The organism is Pseudomonas sp. SDI, from assembly GCF_003105155.1.
Classification (GTDB): Bacteria; Pseudomonadota; Gammaproteobacteria; order Pseudomonadales; family Pseudomonadaceae; genus Aquipseudomonas.
Genome location: NZ_QETK01000004.1, coordinates 46,778 through 65,118, shown reverse-complemented (window position 1 = coordinate 65,118; position 18,341 = coordinate 46,778). Strand labels below are relative to the sequence as shown.

At 63.4% G+C, this 18,341-nt stretch carries 18 protein-coding genes and 3 pseudogenes; 9 read left to right on the top strand and 12 right to left on the bottom strand.

Annotated elements, in window-relative coordinates; translation table 11 throughout:
• The first annotated feature begins 171 nt into the window (after positions 1-171).
• Together DCO48_RS03685 and DCO48_RS23145 are read left to right on the top strand one after the other, a co-directional pair.
• Positions 172-1,038 carry a pirin family protein gene (locus tag DCO48_RS03685; protein ID WP_116549261.1) on the top strand — a complete coding sequence of 289 codons (867 nt, stop codon included), beginning with the start codon at positions 172-174 and terminating at the stop codon, positions 1,036-1,038.
• Between the two features lie 5 nt (positions 1,039-1,043).
• Positions 1,044-1,214, top strand: a pseudogene (locus DCO48_RS23145) (DNA-3-methyladenine glycosylase 2 family protein); the annotation flags it as partial.
• Here DCO48_RS23145 and DCO48_RS03680 read toward each other — a convergent pair.
• Positions 1,183-1,410: a DUF6555 family protein gene (locus DCO48_RS03680; RefSeq protein WP_116549260.1), complete on the bottom strand. Its 228-nt coding sequence runs from the start codon at positions 1,408-1,410 to the stop codon at positions 1,183-1,185. The pseudogene DCO48_RS23145 and the gene DCO48_RS03680 sit on opposite strands and share 32 nt — an antisense overlap.
• Before the next feature lie 77 nt (positions 1,411-1,487).
• Positions 1,488-1,936, bottom strand: a pseudogene (locus tag DCO48_RS03675) (ATP-dependent Clp protease proteolytic subunit).
• Positions 1,937-2,178: 242 nt separating this feature from the next.
• On the opposite strand from DCO48_RS03675, the gene DCO48_RS03670 reads away from it, so the two are divergent.
• The 4 genes and pseudogenes from DCO48_RS03670 to DCO48_RS03655 all read left to right on the top strand — a co-directional run bounded on the left by DCO48_RS03670 (position 2,179) and on the right by DCO48_RS03655 (position 3,999).
• Positions 2,179-2,460: a DUF1652 domain-containing protein gene (locus DCO48_RS03670; RefSeq protein ID WP_116549259.1), complete on the top strand. Its 282-nt coding sequence runs from the start codon at positions 2,179-2,181 to the stop codon at positions 2,458-2,460.
• A gap of 19 nt (positions 2,461-2,479) precedes the next feature.
• Positions 2,480-2,746: pseudogene (locus tag DCO48_RS03665) on the top strand (spermidine/putrescine ABC transporter substrate-binding protein PotF); the annotation flags it as partial.
• Between the two features lie 22 nt (positions 2,747-2,768).
• Positions 2,769-3,329 (top strand): DUF1003 domain-containing protein, encoded by a 561-nt coding sequence (locus DCO48_RS03660; RefSeq protein WP_116549258.1) that lies wholly within the window; start codon positions 2,769-2,771, stop codon positions 3,327-3,329.
• A gap of 166 nt (positions 3,330-3,495) precedes the next feature.
• On the top strand, positions 3,496-3,999 hold the full coding sequence (locus tag DCO48_RS03655; RefSeq protein WP_116549257.1) for a GNAT family N-acetyltransferase: 504 nt from the start codon (positions 3,496-3,498) through the stop codon (positions 3,997-3,999).
• An 18-nt stretch (positions 4,000-4,017) separates the two neighbouring features.
• Here the strand turns inward: DCO48_RS03655 and DCO48_RS03650 are convergent, their stop codons facing one another.
• From DCO48_RS03650 to DCO48_RS03605, 10 genes are all read right to left on the bottom strand, one after another.
• Positions 4,018-4,572, bottom strand: a complete 555-nt coding sequence (locus DCO48_RS03650) for a membrane integrity-associated transporter subunit PqiC (protein ID WP_116549256.1) — start codon at positions 4,570-4,572, stop codon at positions 4,018-4,020.
• 14 nt (positions 4,573-4,586) lie between these two features.
• The gene (locus DCO48_RS03645; RefSeq protein WP_116549255.1) at positions 4,587-6,239 is read right to left on the bottom strand and encodes an intermembrane transport protein PqiB; all 1,653 of its coding nucleotides are present in this window, start codon (positions 6,237-6,239) and stop codon (positions 4,587-4,589) included.
• Complete coding sequence (locus DCO48_RS03640) at positions 6,220-6,864, bottom strand: paraquat-inducible protein A (protein ID WP_116549254.1); 645 nt, start codon at positions 6,862-6,864, stop codon at positions 6,220-6,222. Before DCO48_RS03640 ends, DCO48_RS03645 begins: the two co-directional genes overlap by 20 nt.
• The gene (locus tag DCO48_RS03635; protein WP_116549253.1) at positions 6,861-7,457 is read right to left on the bottom strand and encodes a paraquat-inducible protein A; all 597 of its coding nucleotides are present in this window, start codon (positions 7,455-7,457) and stop codon (positions 6,861-6,863) included. The genes DCO48_RS03640 and DCO48_RS03635 overlap by 4 nt, the downstream gene beginning before the upstream one ends.
• Before the next feature lie 220 nt (positions 7,458-7,677).
• The gene (locus DCO48_RS03630) at positions 7,678-8,913 is read right to left on the bottom strand and encodes a saccharopine dehydrogenase family protein (RefSeq protein WP_116549252.1); all 1,236 of its coding nucleotides are present in this window, start codon (positions 8,911-8,913) and stop codon (positions 7,678-7,680) included.
• A gap of 28 nt (positions 8,914-8,941) precedes the next feature.
• Positions 8,942-10,039 carry a carboxynorspermidine decarboxylase gene (nspC, locus tag DCO48_RS03625; RefSeq protein ID WP_116549251.1) on the bottom strand — a complete coding sequence of 366 codons (1,098 nt, stop codon included), beginning with the start codon at positions 10,037-10,039 and terminating at the stop codon, positions 8,942-8,944.
• Between the two features lie 111 nt (positions 10,040-10,150).
• Positions 10,151-12,151 carry a U32 family peptidase gene (locus tag DCO48_RS03620; RefSeq protein ID WP_116549250.1) on the bottom strand — a complete coding sequence of 667 codons (2,001 nt, stop codon included), beginning with the start codon at positions 12,149-12,151 and terminating at the stop codon, positions 10,151-10,153.
• A 124-nt stretch (positions 12,152-12,275) separates the two neighbouring features.
• On the bottom strand, positions 12,276-12,656 hold the full coding sequence (locus tag DCO48_RS03615; RefSeq protein ID WP_116549249.1) for a RidA family protein: 381 nt from the start codon (positions 12,654-12,656) through the stop codon (positions 12,276-12,278).
• 174 nt (positions 12,657-12,830) lie between these two features.
• Complete coding sequence (locus DCO48_RS03610) at positions 12,831-13,964, bottom strand: RHS repeat-associated core domain-containing protein (protein ID WP_116549248.1); 1,134 nt, start codon at positions 13,962-13,964, stop codon at positions 12,831-12,833.
• A gap of 74 nt (positions 13,965-14,038) precedes the next feature.
• Positions 14,039-14,950, bottom strand: coding sequence for a LysR substrate-binding domain-containing protein (locus DCO48_RS03605; protein ID WP_116549247.1), 912 nt, complete (start codon positions 14,948-14,950; stop codon positions 14,039-14,041).
• Positions 14,951-15,059: 109 nt separating this feature from the next.
• Between DCO48_RS03605 and DCO48_RS03600 the strand changes: the two genes are divergently transcribed.
• The 3 genes from DCO48_RS03600 to zwf all read left to right on the top strand — a co-directional run bounded on the left by DCO48_RS03600 (position 15,060) and on the right by zwf (position 18,315).
• Positions 15,060-15,668 carry a LysE family translocator gene (locus DCO48_RS03600; RefSeq protein WP_256583962.1) on the top strand — a complete coding sequence of 203 codons (609 nt, stop codon included), beginning with the start codon at positions 15,060-15,062 and terminating at the stop codon, positions 15,666-15,668.
• Positions 15,669-15,820: 152 nt separating this feature from the next.
• Complete coding sequence (gnd, locus tag DCO48_RS03595) at positions 15,821-16,807, top strand: phosphogluconate dehydrogenase (NAD(+)-dependent, decarboxylating) (protein ID WP_116549246.1); 987 nt, start codon at positions 15,821-15,823, stop codon at positions 16,805-16,807.
• Positions 16,804-18,315, top strand: coding sequence for a glucose-6-phosphate dehydrogenase (gene zwf / locus DCO48_RS03590; protein ID WP_116549245.1), 1,512 nt, complete (start codon positions 16,804-16,806; stop codon positions 18,313-18,315). The genes gnd and zwf overlap by 4 nt, the downstream gene beginning before the upstream one ends.
• The last annotated feature ends 26 nt before the right edge of the window (positions 18,316-18,341 follow it).

Sequence of the window (18,341 nt, the reverse complement as noted above, 5' to 3'; positions counted from 1 at the left end):
ACAGGACCGGCTTCCACCTTGAATGGAAGCCGGTCCTGTGGGCGCTGGCCTAGCCAGCGATAGGTTTCCCGTCGATTGTCCTGCTGGTAGAACACACCAATCAAAATTCCCTCTCTACCGCAAAGTCGGTATCACCCGTATGGTGATTGCTACACGAGCAAGAGGTCTCCCATGAAAACCATTCAAGGCATCTACCGCAGCCCGGCGCCCCATTGGGTGGGCGACGGTTTCCCGGTACGCAGCCTGTTTACCTACGACAACCTGGCCCAGCAGCTCAGCCCGTTCCTGCTGCTGGACTACGCCGGTCCGCACGTTTTCAGCCCCACCGCCAGTCGCCGGGGTGTCGGCCAGCACCCGCATCGCGGCTTCGAGACGGTGACCATCGTCTACCAGGGCGCACTGGAGCACCGCGACTCTACCGGCGCCGGCGGCCTGATCGGGCCGGGCGACGTGCAATGGATGACCGCTGCCGGCGGCATCCTCCACGAAGAGTTCCATGCGCCGTCGTTCGCCCGCAGCGGCGGGACGCTGGAGATGGTCCAGCTCTGGGTCAACCTGCCGGCCCGCGACAAGTCTGCCGCTGCCGGTTACCAAACCCTGTTGGCCAACGACATCCCTCGGGTCGAACTGGCCAACGCGGCCGGCAGCCTGCGGGTGATCGCCGGTGAGTACCTGGGCCATCGGGGCCCGGCGCGTACCTTCACACCGATGGCTGTGTGGGACCTGCACCTGCGAACCGGCGCCACGCTGCGCCTGCCGAGCAAGGCCGGCAACACTGCCGCGCTGGTGGTGCTACATGGCCAGGTGCAGGTCAACGCCGCTGAAACCGTCGGCCCGGCGCAACTGGTGGTGTTCGCCCAGGATGGCGACGAGGTGCTGCTGGAGGCCACGGGCGATGCGGTGCTGCTGTGGCTCAGTGGTGAGCCGCTGAATGAGCCGATTGTTGGCTATGGGCCGTTCGTGATGAACAGCGAGGCCGAAATCGTCGAGGCATTCGACGACTTTCACGCCGGGCGCTTTGGGCAGATGGCCGGCTAATCAATGCCGATGCGTTTCCATTGGGCGATGTTGCCCTGGTCAAAGCCCTGCGCCTGCTGGAAGGCCGTGACGCGCAACTGGCCGAGCGCGCCTAGGCCTGGCGTCCCTGGCGGGCGTACGCCGCACAGCATCTGTGGACCTCGCTCAGTTGGACTGGCGCCACGTCACCTCGGTGATGCCGTAGCGTTCGGCCAACGGCTTGCTGATCTTCTTCACCTTCTCCCGGCCATAGCGGCCGATCCGGCCGACTCCGGCATCGCAGCTCGCCCAGTGCCAGGCCTCGGCGTTGTCCATGGCCGCGGCGCGGATCACGAAGGATTTGTGCTCACCGTGCAGGTTGTAGGCGATGACGTAGAGTTTTGCGTTAATCATGGTTCGTCGTGTGTCCCTTCAACGTATTTAACTGTGTCCCCGCCACAGCGAAATAATTCACTCGGATTGTCCGACACTTAGCCCTCAGAGCCGACACTCAGGTGCACGGCATCCTCGGCGAACACCACCTGCTCCAGCCGATGGGCAATGCCATAGGCCAGCGAGTCGTAGGCCGGGATGACCTTCTCCTCGGTCGACAGGCAGTGAATGATGTCCAGCTTGCGTTCCGCATGGGCGGTTTCCAGGTCGTAGATCCGCGCATAACGGTCGAGGTCGTTGTTCAGGCTTGACAGGTACTCGCGCAGGCGCGAGTGATCCACCGCGCGCTGACTGAAATGCCAGGTCATCGGGTGAATCAGAAAGCGCGAGTGCGGTGCGGCAATCCGTTCGCCGGCCGCCAGGTACATGACGATACCCATTGATTCGATGTTGCCGGCATTCACCGCGCACAATGGCACCGGCAGCGATTTCAGAAAGCTGTCTGCAAGCACCGGTCACGGAAGCGCTCGGTGCTGGCCTGATCGATCGGGCGTCCATGATGCAGTGCCTCTTGGCGTGAAAGGCGCGGGCCCGATAAGGCTCACATAAGGGTGGAGGCGGCAGCGCCGGTAAAGTTTGAAAAAACTGCACGGGCAAAGGACGAACGGTCAGCACCTGCCGTTCATCCGACACTGGCAGCTTGATGCGGAACTCCGTCGGGTCGGCGCTCTCCCTAGCACAGGGACGACCATACTGGGTGGACCTCCACCATCTGCCGAGGGCTGGACCATGCCAATGAACGGAGTGTGCGACCTTGAGCTTCGACAACTGATCGAAGGTGCGTTTCTGCCTGCCCGCTGTGAAGTGAGCTGTAGCGATGGCCTATCGCTGACGCTGCATTTCGCCCAGGACGCCGAGCATGACGAGATGACCATCACCGGCATTCGCCTCAGTGCGTTACCCAACACCCGCGCAATGGCCGATCTGGTGGCGCAGGTGCGCGAAGAACGGGAGTCCCTCGCGCGCTCGAAAACGCTGTGCGCACGCGCATTAACGTCGACAGGCCGCTGACCAGCAGGAAGGTCGCGTAGAGCCCGGCCAGACCAAACGCCTCACCGGCCGCTCCGGCTATGACCTGGTGATGCTCAATGCCTCGCTGCTGCCGCCGCTGATCAAGGCCAAGGTCTTCCAGCCGCTGGACAAGACCCAGCTGCCCAGCTGGGCCATCGACCCACAGGTGCTGCCGAACCGGCAAGGCTACGACCCCGGCATTATCTACTCGGCGGCCTACACCTGGGGCAGTTCGGGCATCAGCTACAACGTCGACAAGATCAAGGCGCGCATGCCGATGCGCCCATCGATTCCCCAGGAGACTGCAGATGAAACCCTCAGTTGGCACTGTGGCTGAAACCTCGGAAACGCCCGAAGATGTCGATCACCTGCGATTTTTGCGCGGCCATGACCATCTCAGCCAGACCTTCGGCAACGACGCCTTTGCCAAGCGTGCCGAAGCCTTCGCGCGGTTTTTCGGCACGCCGGTGTTTCTCGGGGCGCAGACGCTGGTAGTGATCGTCTGGATGAGCATCAGCCTGTCCGGCATGTCGGCGTTTGACCCGTACCCGTTCATCCTGCTCAACCTTGCCTTCAGCTTGCAGGCCGCCTATGCCGCGCCATTGATCCTGCTGGCGCAGACCCGTCAGGCGGCGCGCGACAAGGCCAACGCCGAGGCCGACGCGCGCCACCGCGAAGCGATCGCCGTGGCCAACCAGCGCCGGCAGCGTGATGCCGAGTTGCACAGCAAGCAACTGATGGGGTTGCTGGAGCAGAACACTCAGTTGACGGTCATGACCAAGGAACTGACCGAACGCATCGAAAAACTGACGCTTCAGGTGCATTCGCATTTCCTCAACCCCGGACAGAGCCCGCGAGGGCAGGGCTAGTGGCGGCACCCCGCTATTCATCGGCCAGGCTGTGCCCGTCTGCGGCGCAGTCGCGAGTCGAGCCGCGGCAGGCGCAGTGCCTGCGGCTTTTCCATCGTCTGCCGGTGCAATAAGCGCCTGGGCTCTACTACAATGGCGCCCCGTTTTCCTGATCGAGATTCACCCCATGACCGACGTCACGCTCGAGCTGGTTGCTACCGGCCCGGAAGAGATCGAGCTGATCCGCAACCTTTACCAGTTCTATGCCTATGAGACATCGGACTGGGAGCAGGAGGATGTCGAGGTGGATGGGCGTTTCTATATCCACGACGAGCATTTGCGCCGCTATTGGGACACGCCGCAGTGGAGCGCCAACCTGGTGCTGGTAGACGGTTTCATCGCCGGCTTCATGCTGATCGAGCGCAGTGAGTTGCCGGGGATCGAGGCGCAGGAGCTGGCAGACCTGTTCATTCTCAAGCGCTACCGGCGGCGCGGTTTCGGCCGGTTACTGGCGCGTGAGGTGCTGATGAATGCCGAGCATGCCTGGCTGGTGCGGTTTTACGAGCAGGACGAGGCCGCCGCGGCGTTTTGGCATTCGGTGCTGGAGGGCTTACCGCGCACGGTCAAGCCGATCAGCCTGGACGATGAGCCGGAGCTGGTGAATTACCTGTTGCCGCGAGTGATGCACTGAGGCTGTCCTTGGCGCCCGTCAGAGGGCTGTCGGGCAATTGCCCGCGTTGCTGTTAGCCGCTGCGGCGATCAGCGCGGCCAGGCGCTTGACGTTGTTTTGCTGCGCCGTCACCAGTTCGTCGATGCTTGCGCCGGAGGCGGTCTGCAACGTGCTGCGGCAGATCAGCGGGTTGCGTAGATCGGCCGCACGCAGGCGCCAAGTGGCGTCGAGCAAGGCGTACTGGCCGGGGACGTTGTCGAAGCGCAGCACGTCCACGCGCAAGCCCTGGGTTTTGCTGCCGCTGCGGGCATTACTCAACTGATCGACCAGTGCGCTGCGCAGCTCATCGACGAGGCTGGCCCCCCACCATTGGGTTTCGAGCACCGCCAGGGCATTGTTGCCCTGGCGGATGACGATCTGCTGCCGGTCCACCTGCGGCGGTACGCTGATACGTTCGATCTGGATGTTGCCCGCGCTGCGTGCCTGGGGCGCCGGTTGTGCCGGGGTCAGGGTGTAAAAACTGATCGGGTCACTGCGGCAGGCCGCCAGCACCAACAGGGTCGCGAGCACGGTGATCTTCGATGCGATGGGCATGGCGGGGATCCTGTTCATTGGCGTGCCGGGGCTGGCGGGCTCGGCGCAGCGTTGGCCGGGCGGCCGCGAATCAGCGATTCGGGGTGGCGTCCGAGGTAGTCCGACAACTCGCGCAGCGAGCGCGACATGCGCCCGAGCTCATCCAGGGTCTGGCTCAGTTTTTCGCGCTGTGGCGAGTCTTCCGCGAGGGTCGTGCTGGCCGACTGCAGGGTGTTGCTGACGTCTGTCAGGGTGCTCTGCACGCCCGGCAGGGTCTTGCTGTTGAACTGCGCCAGGCCTTTGCGCAGTTCCACCAGGTTGGCATCCAGGTTGCCGGCGATGCGCTCCACCGGCAGCCGGTTGATCTTGTCGACCATGGCCTGCAATTGCTCCTGCAGCAGTTCCAGGCTGCCCGGTACGGTCGGGATTGCCATCGGCCGCGCGGTTTCGTCGAACGCCACTTTTGGCGCCTTGGGGAAGAAGTCCAGGGCGATGAACAACTGCCCGGTGAGCAGGTTGCCGCTGCGGGCCTGGGCGCGCAGGCCATTGGCGACGAAGCTGCCCATCAGCTTGCCGGCCGCCGCTTCGTCCTCAGGGTTGTGTTTGAGCGCCTTGAGCATCTTGGTGTGCGCCCGACCAAGGCGCTGCGGGTAGATGACTACCCCGACATTGACCGGAAAGCTGCGCAGTTGCTCGTCGAAATCGAGATTGATCGACACCACCCGGCCGACTTCCATGCCGAGGAACTCGACCGGGGCATCGACCTTGAGCCCGCGTAGCGCCTGGTCGAAGCGCAGGGTCAGGTACTGCGCCTTGCCGGCGGGCGGGGCGAGGGCGCTTTGTTGATCGGCGAACAGGTCGAAGCGATGGTTTTCCGCCGCAGCGGTGTCGTCGGGGTTGTAGTCCGGGGCACGGAAGGCGATCCCGCCGACCAGCAGCGCCGACAACGACTCGGTCTTCAGCGAAAAGCCATTGGCGCCGACATTCAGGTCGATCCCGCTGGCGTTCCAGAAACGCGAGTTCTCGGTGACGAACGCATCGTTCGGCGCGTGCACGAACACCTCGATATTCACCCCTTTGCCGTCGGCATCCAGGGCATAGGCCACCACTTGGCCAACCGGGATCTTGCGGTAATAGACCGGCGAGCCGATATCCAGCGAACCAAGATCCTGGGTGTGCAGGGTGTAATGTTTGCCTGGCTCGCCGTAGGTAATCGCTGGCGGGTTCTCAAGGCCGGTAAAGTGCTTGGCACGGCGGCTGGCCTGGCCGATGTCAGCGCCGATATAGTCGCCCGACAGCAGCGTATCGATGCCGGACACCCCCCCCGCGCCGATGCGCGGGCGCACCACCCAGAACGTGGAGTCTTCGCGGGTGAAGCCTTCGGCGTGCTTGTCCAGCTTGACCGTGGCGTTGACCCTGCGCTGGTCATCGCTCAGGCCGACGTCGGTGACATGGCCGATGACTACATTGCGGTAGCGCACCTCGGTCTTGTTCGCGGTCAGGCCCGCGCCGGTCTTGAACGTGAGGGTGATGCTCGGGCCTTCCTGCAGCAGGTTGTGCACCACCAGCGACAGCCCCACCAGCACCGCGACGATGGGCACGATCCACACCAGCGAAATGCTGAATCGACGGCTCCTGACCGGCGCCGGCCCCGGTGTTGAGGGCGCATCAGTGGCTGACGGGTTCATCCAGGCTCTCCTGTGGGGTGGCGCTGTCCCAGATCATCCGGGGGTCGAAGCTCATGGCCGCGAGCATGGTGAACACCACCACCAGGCCGAAAAACAGAATGCCTGGGCGCGGCTCGATATCGCCCAGGGCCTGGAACTTCACCAGCGCCGCTACCAGGGCGACCACGACCACGTCGAGCATCGACCAGTAGCCGATCAGTTCGACGAAGCGAAACAGTTTCGAGCGTTCTCGACGCGCCCAGGCGCTGTTGCGCTGCACGCTGACCAGCAGCAGGCTGAGCACAACGAACTTGATCCCCGGCACGGCGATGCTGGCGATGAAGATGATCAGGGCGATGTCCCAGGCGCCGTGTTGCCAGAATTCCAGCACGCCGCTCATGATCGTGCTGTCGGCACCGGCGCCGAGCAGCTTGGTGTTCATCACCGGCAGCAGGTTGGCGGGTACATAGAAGGCCAGGGCGGCGAGCATGAACGCCCAGGTGCGGTTCAGCGCGTCGGGTTTGCGGCGGTGCAGCGGTGCGTCGCAACGCGGGCAAGTGTGCGGCTCATCCTGCATGTCACAGGCCAGCCCGCAACTGTGGCACAGGCACAGGCCCAGCTCGCTGGCCAGCGGCGGGCGCTTCACAGGGTGTCCCAGAGGTCGCGGATGTCGCGCCCGGCGATGCGAATGATCAGCAGGCTGAGTACGGCCAGGGCGAACAGGCCGATGCCGGGCAGCACATCGAGCATCCCGGCCAGCTTGAACACCGCGACCATGGCCCCGAGCAGGCCGACTTCGAGCATGCTCCATGGGCGCAGCGACTCCAGCCCGCGCATGCACAGTTTGAACGCCGGCGCACGGCGGGCGCCGAGGGCAAAGCTGAGCACCCAGGTCAGCAACAGCAGTTGGAAGATCGGCGCGAGGATGATGGAAATCGCCGCGACCAGGGCAATGAAGGTGATTGGCCCCAGGCTCAGGGCCAGCACCGAGTCCCACAGCGTGGCACTGTTGTGCAGGCCCTGCAGGCTGATGCTCATGACCGGGTAGAAATTGGCGAACAGCCAGAGCATGGCGGCCGTCAGCGTCAGGGCCAGGCGTTGTTCCACCGTCAGACCGTTGTAGCGCTGCAGCGGCGCACCGCAACGCAGGCAGAGGGTCTTCTGGTGTTTGGCGAGCGACACCTTTTCGTACACGCAGTCACAGTGCTCGCAGATGATCAACGGGGCGGTCGTGGCCATGGATCGCGCTCATGCGAAGCCGGCGGGGGTATCAGTCAATATAGAAGTGCGTTGGCATTAGGCAAATCTGTGCGCCCGCTCCCACAAGGGGTATGCGCTACATGGCGAGGCCGGCACAAATCCACTTTGGGGGGCTTGCCAGCGATCTGGCGCACAGCGCCAGCCAAAAAAAATGCGCCCCGAAGGGCGCATTCTTGTACCGCTGGCAACTAACCCGGGATCAGTTCCACGGACGGTCGCCGTGCTCGTCTTTGACCCGAGTCGGCAGGCCCATCACGTCCAGCGCCTTGAGGAACGGCTCTGCCGGCAGTTCCTCGACGTTGACCATGCGCTGCACGTCCCACTCGCCACGGGCAACCAGCAGGGCCGCCGCCACCGGGGGGACGCCGGCGGTGTAGGAAATGCCCTGGCTGTCGGTTTCGGCATAGGCTTCTTCGTGGTCAGCCACGTTGTAGATGAACACTTCGCGCGGTTGACCGTCCTTGGTGCCCTTGACCAGGTCGCCAATGCAGGTTTTGCCGGTGTAGCCAGGTGCCAGCGAGGCTGGGTCCGGGAGTACGGCCTTGACCACTTTCAGTGGCACCACTTCCAGGCCTTCAGCGGTCTTCACCGGCTGCTCGGAGAGCAGGCCAAGGTTTTTCAGCACGGTGAACACGTTGATGTAGTGCTCGCCGAAGCTCATCCAGAAGCGCACGTTCGGCACGTCGAGGTTCTTCGACAGCGAGTGCACTTCATCGTGGCCGGTCAGGTAGAGGTTCTGCGAACCGACCACTGGCAGGTCGTCGGTACGTTTGACTTCGAACATGGTGTTGCTGGTCCACTGGCTGTTCTGCCAGCTCCACACCTGCCCGGTGAACTCACGGAAATTGATTTCCGGGTCGAAATTGGTGGCGAAATATTTGCCATGGGAACCGGCATTGACATCGAGAATGTCGATCGAATCAATGCTGTCGAAATACTGTTGTTTTGCCAGGGCTGCATAGGCGTTGACCACGCCCGGATCGAAGCCCACGCCAAGAATGGCGGTTACGTTCTTCTGTTGGCACTCTTCGAGATGCTTCCACTCGTAGTTGCCGTACCACGGTGGGGTCTCGCAGATCTTGCCGGGTTCTTCGTGAATTGCGGTGTCCAGGTACGCCACACCGGTATCGATACAGGCACGCAGTACCGACATGTTGAGGAAGGCGGAGCCGACGTTGATCACGATCTGCGATTCGGTCTCGCGGATCAGTGCCTTGGTCGCTTCGACATCCAGTGCGTTGAGTGCATAGGCGCCGATTTCAGCGGGCTGTTTGAGGCTGCCCTTGGCCTTGACGCTGTCGATGATGGCCTGGCATTTGGAGATGTTGCGCGACGCGATAGCAATACGACCGAGTTCGTCGTTGTGCTGTGCGCACTTGTGGGCCACCACCTTGGCGACACCTCCTGCACCAATGATAAGAACGTTCTTCTTCAATTTCTCTATCTCTCCTTTAACTGCCAGCTCAGGAAAGGCTGGACAGGTAGTCTTCGAAGCCAAACTCACGAACCAGCTCGACGCTACCATCGAGTTGTTTCACTACGATTGACGGCATTTTCAGGCCGTTGAACCAGTTTTTCTTGACCATGGTGTAACCCGCGGCGTCGACGAACGACAGGCGGTCGCCGATAGCCAGCGGACGCTCGAATTGATACTCGCCGAAGATGTCGCCGGCCAGGCACGATTTGCCGCAGACCATGTAGGTGTGCTCACCGCTGCTGGGTGCCAGCTTGGCGTTCAGGCGGTAGATCAGCAGGTCGAGCATGTGTGCTTCGATCGAGCTGTCGACCACGGCCAGGTGCTTGCCGTTGTACAGGGTGTCGAGCACGGTGACTTCCAGCGAGGCGCTCTGGGTGATCGCCGCTTCACCCGGCTCCAGGTAAACCTGCACGCCGTACTTCTGCGCGAACGCCTTCAGGCGGGCGCAGAATTCGTCCAGCGCATAGCCTTCGCCGGTGAAGTGGATACCGCCGCCCAGGCTGACCCACTCGACCTTGTGCAGCAGGTGGCCGAAACGCTCTTCGATGGTATTGAGCATCTGGTCGAACAGGCCGAAATCGCCGTTCTCGCAGTTGTTGTGGAACATGAAGCCGGAGATCTGCTCGATTACTGCCTCGATCTTCACCGGGTCCCACTCACCGAGACGGCTGAACGGGCGCGCCGGGTCGGCCAGCAGGTAGTCCGAGCTGCTCACCTGCGGGTTCACGCGCAGGCCGCGCACGGTGCCTTCGGTCTGCTCGGCAAAACGCTGCAGTTGGCCGATGGAGTTGAAGATGATCTTGTCGCAGTTCTCGACCATCTCGCCGATTTCGTCGTCGGCCCAGGCCACGCTGTAGGCGTGGGTTTCACCGGCAAACTTCTGGCGGCCGAGCTTGAGCTCGTAGAGCGACGACGAGGTGGTGCCGTCCATGTACTGCTGCATCAGGTCGAACACCGACCAGGTGGCGAAGCACTTGAGCGCGAGCAGGGCCTTGGCGCCCGATTGCTCGCGCACGTAGGCGATCTTCTCCATGTTCTTCAGCAGTTTCTGTTTGTCGATCAGGTAGTACGGCGTATTGATCATTTCGAGGCCTCCGGCACGGCCAGCCAAAAAAGGATGCGCATTGTGCCTTCACTTGCAGCGATGGGGAAGGGCGAGGGCAAGCGCGGCACTCGGGCCGCGCTTGGCGTCAACTCAGTGGGGCGCGCGCGGGATGGTTTTCAGCAGGTCTTCCGGGCTGATATGCCCAACTACCTGCTGCACCACGCTACCCGGTTGCGGCAGATCGAGGATATGCCCCTTCATCTTGCCGATGACGTGCATCTCGCACGGTTTGCAGTCGAATTTCAGGGTCAGCACTTCGTCGCCCTGAATCAATTGCATCGGCGCCACCTTGGTGCGCACGCCAGTGACACCCTTGGCCTGTTTCGGGCACAGGTTGAAGGAGAAGCGCAGGCAGTGCTTGGTGATCATCACCGGCACCTCGCCGGTTTCTTCGTGGGCCTCGTAGGCCGCATCGATCAGCTTGACCCCATGGCGGTGGTAGAAGTCGCGGGCCTTCTGGTTGTAGACGTTGGCCAGGAACGACAGGTGCGCTTCCGGATACACCGGCGGTGGCGTGCTTTCAGCCTTGCGTCCGCCGCGCGGGTGGGCAGCGACGCGGGCAGCGGTCAGCGCTTCGATCACGTCGCGGCGCAACGCCTTGAGCTGCGAGTTGGGGATGAAGAACGCCTGCGGCGCGTCGAGCTGGATACGCGTGGCGTGGTACTGGGTGGTGCCCAGTTGGCCGAGCAGGTCGTGTACTTGCTCCAGCGCCTGTTCTGGCTTGTTGGCCACACCGAACGGGCCATCCAGGGCAACGCTGGCACTGATGCCTTCTTCGCTGGTGGCGGTCAGTTGCAGGCGCTCTTCACGCAACTGCGCGACCCACGACAGGCCGATACGGCGCTCCGCCGAGACCTTCTGCAGGGCCTGTTGCCAGTTGTGGTCGAGGTTGCGGTTGAGCGGGTGGTGCGGGCGCAACTGGTGCAGGCCCTTGGGCATCTCGTTGGGCTCGACGCGGTAGCGGTAGTGCCGCTTGCCATCTTCCTCGAACTCGCCCTTGGCTTCGGCGATGTTGGCGCGGAACCCTATCACTTCACGCTTGACCAGCACGTTGAGTCCATCACCGTTGGACAGCGGCTCCTGGGTGATCACCTGCAGATCGTGCTTGCCGACCTTTTCCACGGTGCCCACCGGCAGGCCGGTGAAGGTTGGCGAGTCAAAGGCGCCGATGTCGATCTTGCGGTCGCTGACGAAATAGTCGGTGCTGCCACGGTGGAAGGTTTTTTCCGGGTCCGGGACGAAGAAGTGCGCGGTACGCCCGCTGGAGGCGCGCTCGAGGTCCGGGCGGCCTTCGAGGATCTCGTCAAGGCGCTGGCGGTAGTAGGCGGTGATGTTCTTCACATAGCCCATGTCCTTGTAGCGGCCTTCGATCTTGAACGAACGTACCCCAGCCTCGACCAGGGCACGCAGGTTGGCGCTCTGATTGTTGTCTTTCATCGACAGCAGGTGTTTCTCGAAGGCGACCACACGGCCCTGGTCGTCCTTGAGGGTGTAGGGCAGGCGGCAGGCCTGCGAGCAGTCGCCACGGTTGGCGCTGCGCCCGGTCTGCGCATGGGAAATATTGCACTGGCCGGAGAAGGCCACGCACAGCGCGCCGTGGATGAAGAACTCGATGGCAGCATCGGTCTCGGCGGCAATCGCGCGGATTTCCTGGAGGTTCAGTTCGCGGGCCAGTACCAGTTGCGAGAACCCGGCCTGGTCGAGGAACTTTGCCCGCTCCAGGGTGCGGATATCGGTCTGGGTACTGGCGTGCAGTTCGATCGGCGGAATGTCCAGCTCCATCACCCCCAGGTCCTGGACGATCAGCGCATCGACGCCGGCGTCGTACAACTGATGGATCAGCTTGCGCGCCGGTTCCAGTTCGTTGTCGTGCAGGATGGTGTTGAGGGTGGTGAAGATCCGCGCGTGATAGCGCCGGGCGAACTCCACCAGTTCGGCGATATCGCTCACCTCGTTACAGGCGTTGTGGCGTGCGCCGAAGCTCGGGCCACCGATATACACCGCGTCGGCGCCATGCAGGATGGCCTCGCGGGCAATCGCCACGTCGCGGGCGGGGCTGAGCAGTTCCAGCTGATGTTTGGGCAGGGACATAGTTTTTTTAGTCAGGCTTGTCACGGTCGAGGCGCGCATTGTAGCGGCGAAACGCCTGCTCGGCACCCGTGTGCTGCCCGGTGGCGGCCCGGCATGGCGCCGGGCCGCGCGATCCGCCGCAGGCTTAGCCTTTGGCGGCCATCGCGGTAACCTCGACGCGCATGCCTTCCACGGCCAGGGCGGCCACGCCGACAGCGGCGCGGACCGGCCACGGTTTGCTGAAGAAGCGCTGGTAAACCTCGTTGAAGGCCGGGCGGTCGGCCATGTCGGTGAGGTAGATGGTCAGGTGCAGGACGCGGTCCATGGAGCTGCCTGCGCGCTCAAGGGCAACCTTGAGTGCCTGCAGGGTGCATTCGCTCTGCTCGACGATGCCGCCCAGTTCCAGGCTGCCATCGGCGCGGGTAGGAATCTGTGTGGAGACCAGCACGCCAGCGAAGCCGGTGACGTCGGAGGAGATCGACTCCGGGTCCGGGTCGGCGATGAAGGTGATGTCTTGGTTGGCCATGGGCGGGCTCCGGGTTTGGGAAAAGCCGGCAGTTTAAGCGGCGCTCAGGCGGTTTGCGAGCTTTGCACGCGAATGCTGGCTGGACACCGCCCCCGGCGCAGCGATCCCCGAAGACACTACGATCATGAGCGCCAGGCATGTGGCAAGTTGATTGGAACCTGCCTAGGGAAAACGTTAAACGACCCTGTACAGAGGCAGGTCATACTCCTGACGGATTTCATAGGCGTCCAGGATAACCTTCTCGCGCTCCTTGAGAGACATCCCGGCCAGCATTTTCGACAGTTCCTCCGGGGGCGTCGCAAAGGGACGTGGAGGCGTAACAAAGCCATCGAAGTTGACGTAGGTAGCGTTTGAGTCCAACGAGCCAACCGACATCGAGCGGCGAAGCGCTGGCGCTTGCATTGGCTCGGCCGCATGTTCGGTAGCCTTCAGCGTACTGCTCAGGCGCTTGAGTGCGACCTTGTTCAATTTATGGCCCACCGTGGCCAATGCACCTGCGATCGCCGCAGAGCTTGAGAAGATACCGGCCATCACCCCCAGCGTGTCAGCGCCCGCCGAGGGGCCACTGATTGCAATGGAGCTGGCCCGTGCCAGGTTAAACAGGGCGCCAGTAGCCGCCAACGGTGTTGCGGCCAACCGTGCGGTGTTCTCAAGGGTGGCTTTGACTCTGAACGTTCTCATCGCCGACCTGTATCCGTTCGACGCATTGAACGCTGCACCTGCGCCAAAGAAGCCAGCAGCGGTGGTGAAAAGGTTGAAAGAATCTAGCCAGCTGTGGCCGTTGGGATCGCGGCGGTTGATCGGGTCGTTTGCGCAATAGGCATAGGCATTCACTCCGCCTTTGCCGAACGGGCTGGCGTTGTCCGGACTGTTGAAGCGTGCCAGGCAAGGGTTAAAGGCCCGATAGCCATTGCCCAACAGGTAATGGCCGGTGAGCGGTTCGGTCCGCCCGCCGGCGAATCCCGACAGGCTGCCAAGGTCGCTTAGTACCGGATGCTGGCCAAAGGGGCCATAGGCCCTGCGCTGGGACACGCTACCCTGCTGGGCATGCAGTACCGAGTCCTGTTGGTCGGTACCGAGCAAGGTTGTCTTGACGCCCAGCGATGTGAGCTGCTGCTGCGCCATCGCAGTGCTGCCCCGATGCATGACGCGCTGCTGCTGCGCGTTATGCAGTTCGAGCGAAAGCAGTTGTTTCTGATAGAAGCGCTGCACGATGGGCAGGGTCGATGCTGTGCAGTGGGTGACGACGTCCAGTGCGTCGTAGCGATAGCGGCAATGCCGCGCATCGTGGGCAACAGGCGTCGACATCGTTCTGCTCCAAGGAACCGGAAGGGTTGCCTACGATAGAGTGAGTCAGGCCGACCGCGATACTGACAAAAGTACTAGGTCGAACAGACCGCCATCGGTACAGGACGCCGTTGTAGCAGGCAACTGCGCAGCGCCTCGATCGGCGCTTGCCAGGCGCTGCCGGCCGGCCATACCAAGTAATAGCCATCGCCGGTCGGTACAGCCTGTGTGAACGGCAACACCAGACGTTGCGCCTGCAGTTCTGCGCTTACCAGGGCCGCGTCGCCGATGGTCACGCCATGGCCAGCGATGGCTGCCGCCATCCCTTGATCGAGCGTGTCGAAGAGCATGCCGCGGTCGAACGGCACCTGCCCGAGCATGCCGGTGCCACGCAGCCAGCGCTGCCAGTCGCGGCGGTCGCTGGACGGGTGGATCAACGCTGCCTGCGCCAGGCGCTGGGCATCCCAGGGTTGATCGCCGAGCAGCGCCGGCGCGCAGATCGGGATCAGCCATTCGTCGAACAGCTTGCAGCTCTGTACCTGGCTGCCGAAGTAGCCATTGCCGAGCAGGATTGCGCAGTCGTAGGGCTCGCTGGCGAAGTCGACGCTGTCGAGGTCCATCCATACGCTTGACAGCTGGATCGCGCGTTCCGGGTGCTCGGCCTTGAACTGCGCCAGGCAACCCAGCAGCCAGCGCAGGGTCAGGGTCGATGGGGCTTTCAGGCGCAGTTGCCGGGGCCCGGCGCGAAACGGCTGGCAGGCCTGCTCGATCAGGCTGAAGCCGGCGCCGAGCTGCCCGGCGAGTTGCCGCCCGGCGTCGGTCAGGCGCAGGCGCGGGCCGTTGCGTTCGAACAATTTGCAGTCGAACTGCGCCTCAAGGGTGCGAATGTGTCGGCTGATTGCGCTCTGGGTCAGCGCCAGTTCTTCGCCCGCGCGGGTAAACGAGCAACTGCGGGCGGCCACTTCGAACGCACGCAGGGCATATAAAGGAGGCAAACGGTCGGCCATTGGGCGGCAGTTCCATCATGAGTTTGAATCGTAGTAGGGCAGAGCTTTTTGCGTTTTTCAAGCGCCCTGTCGGCGGCCATCATGCGCACTCATTTCAAGGAGCAGGCGTGTGAACTTTCAACTGTTGTTTGCCTACCTCGGCACTGTGCTCATGCTTATCGCCACCCCCGGCCCGGTGGTCGCCCTGGTGGTTGGCACCAGCAGTCGCGCCGGAGCGATGGCTGGGATCGGCACGGCGCTGGGGGCTAACGCGGCCTCGATGTTACTGATCGCTGCCGCCGCAGCAGTGCTCGCCGGTAGCCTGGCGCTGAGCACACAGGTACTCAACAGCGTGGCGCTGCTGGGGTGCCTGTACATGGGCTGGCTGGGGATCAGCGCCTGGCGTGAGGCGGCGGCAGAGGAGGGCAGGGTCAAACGGCGCGGCGGCTGGTGGCAGGGTTTTCTGGTAGGGCTGACCAACCCGAAGGACATTCTGTTCTTCGTCGCACTGTTTCCGCAGTTCATCCACATCACCAGCTCGTTCGGTGCCAGCATCGGCGTGCTGGCAGCGCTGTGGCTGATTGTCGACCTGTGCGTGCTGGTGGCCTACATCATGCTGATGCGCCACGCGCTGACCCAGCGCCACCGTACATGGGTGGCACGCCTGTCGGGCACGGTGCTGTTGCTGATTGCTGCGTGCGGGGTGCCGTATTCGCTCAACGCCCTGCTCGCGGGATAAGGGTTATCGCGTCGGGGGGGGGGCCGTCGACCAGCGCTTGTTGCAGCAGTTGGTTCAACTGGGCGACCTGCAGGCGCAATCATCGGCCGTTGGTGTGGACTAACCTTGTGGGTCTGACAAGGTATTTTCCAATCGACGGGGAGCATCGGCACATGCAATTGGGAATCGTGGGGCTGGGCCGCATGGGCGGCAATATTGCAAGACGGCTGATGCGCGACGGGCACACCACGGTGGTGCACGACCGCGATGTCACGGTGGTGGCCAGCCTGGTCGGCGAGGGCGCCACAGGCGCGGCTGACCTGGCCGCGCTGGTCAAACAGATGCAAGCACCACGGGCGATCTGGGTGATGTTGCCGGCCGGCGAGCCGACCGAACAGACCATCGCCCAGTTGGCCGACCTGCTGGCGCCGGACGATGTGATCATCGACGGCGGCAATACCTTCTATAAGGACGACATCCGTCGGGCGCAGGCGCTGGACGCGCGTCAACTGCACTATGTCGACGTCGGCACCTCCGGCGGCGTCTGGGGCCTGGAGCGCGGCTACTGCATGATGATCGGGGCCGAGCACGCGGTGTTCGAGCGCCTCGAACCGCTGTTCAAGACCCTCGCCCCCGGTGTGGGCGAGATCCCCCGCACCCGTGGCCGCAGCGGCCCGACCGCGCGTGCCGAGCAGGGCTACATCCATGCCGGGCCGGCTGGTGCCGGGCATTTCGTCAAGATGATCCACAACGGCATCGAGTACGGTCTGATGCAGGCCTATGCCGAAGGTTTCGACATCCTCAAGACCAAGGCCAGCGAAAGCCTGCCCGCGGAGCAGCGCTTTGACCTCAACCTGCCGGAGATCGCCGAGGTGTGGCGGCGCGGCAGCGTGGTGACCTCCTGGTTGCTCGACCTGACCGCCGACGCGCTGGTCGCAGACCCGCAACTGCGCGCCTACAGCGGTTCGGTGTCGGACAGCGGCGAGGGCCGCTGGACCGTCGATGCCGCCGTCGAGCAGGCCGTGCCGGTGCCGGTATTGTCCAGTGCCTTGTTTGCCCGTTTCCGCTCGCGGCAAACCCAGGGCACCTATGGCGACAAGATCCTCGGCGCGATGCGCTTCGGCTTTGGTGGGCATGTCGAGAAGAAGACCGGCGAATGAGTAAACATGAGATCGAAGCGGCGCCACCCTGCACCCTGTTCCTCTTCGGCGCCAACGGCGACCTGGTCAAACGCCTGTTGATGCCGGCACTGTACAACCTCAGTCGCGATGGCCTGCTGGACAAGAACCTGCGCATCGTCGGCGTCGACCATAACCCGGCCACCGCTGGCGAGTTCGCCGCGCGCCTGGAGGCGTTCATGCGCGAGCGCGACCAGGCGGCCGGCGCGGGCGCGGGCGCGGTGAAGTGTCTGGACGACAAACGCTGGGCACGCCTGGCCAAGCGCATTGGCTACCTGACCGGCGACTTTGTCGAACCTGCGACCTACCAGGCGATTGCCGAGCGCATCGCAAAAAACCGCAACGGCAACGCGATCTTTTACCTGGCCACTTCGCCGCGTTTCTTCAGCGGCGTGGTCGCGCAGCTCGGCGCCGCCGGCCTGCTCGACGAGCGCAATGGGTTTCGCCGGGTGGTGGTGGAAAAGCCGTTCGGTCATGACCTGGCCAGCGCCGAAGCGCTGAACGCCAGTTTGCTCAAGGTGATGAGCGAGAAGCAGATCTTTCGCATCGACCACTACCTGGGCAAGGAGACCGTACAGAACATCCTGGTCAGCCGATTCTCCAACGGTCTGTTCGAGGCGTTCTGGAATAATCATTACATCGATCATGTGCAGATCACGGCCGCAGAAACCGTCGGCGTGGAAACCCGTGGCGCGTTCTACGACAGCACCGGGGCATTGCGCGACATGGTGCCCAACCACCTGTTCCAGCTGCTGGCGATGGTGGCAATGGAACCGCCGGCGGCGTTTGGCGCCGATGCGGTGCGCACCGAAAAGGCCAAGGTGATCGGCGCGATCCGGCCCTGGTCGAAAGCCATGGCCCTGAAGCACTCGGTGCGCGGCCAGTACACCGAGGGCAGGCAGGGCCGCAAGAAGCTTGCGGGCTACCGCCAGGAGCCGCGCGTCGACCCGCAGAGCAACACCGAAACCTATGTGGCGCTGAAGGTCATGATCGACAACTGGCGCTGGGTCGGCGTGCCGTTCTACCTGCGCACCGGCAAGCGCATGAGCGTGCGCGACACCGAAATTGCCATCTGCTTCAAGCCGGCGCCGTATGCGCAGTTTCGCGATACCGAGGTGGAGCGGCTCAAGCCCAACTACCTGAAAATCCAGATCCAGCCCAACGAAGGCATGTGGTTCGACCTGCAGGCCAAGCGGCCGGGGCCGGCGCTGGCCATGGAGAACGTCGAACTGGGCTTTGCCTACAAGGACTTCTTCAAGATGCAGCCGTCGACCGGTTACGAGACGCTGATTTACGACTGCCTGACGGGCGACCAGACGCTGTTCCAGCGTGCCGACAACATCGAGAACGGTTGGCGCGCCGTGCAGCCATTCCTCGATGCCTGGCGGGAGCATGGCGAGGTGCAGCCGTATGCGGCGGGCGAGGACGGCCCGGCGGCGGCAGACGAGCTGCTGAGCCGCGACCGGCGAGTGTGGCACAGTATCGGTTGACGGGAGTGGGCCTGGCCCCACTCCCA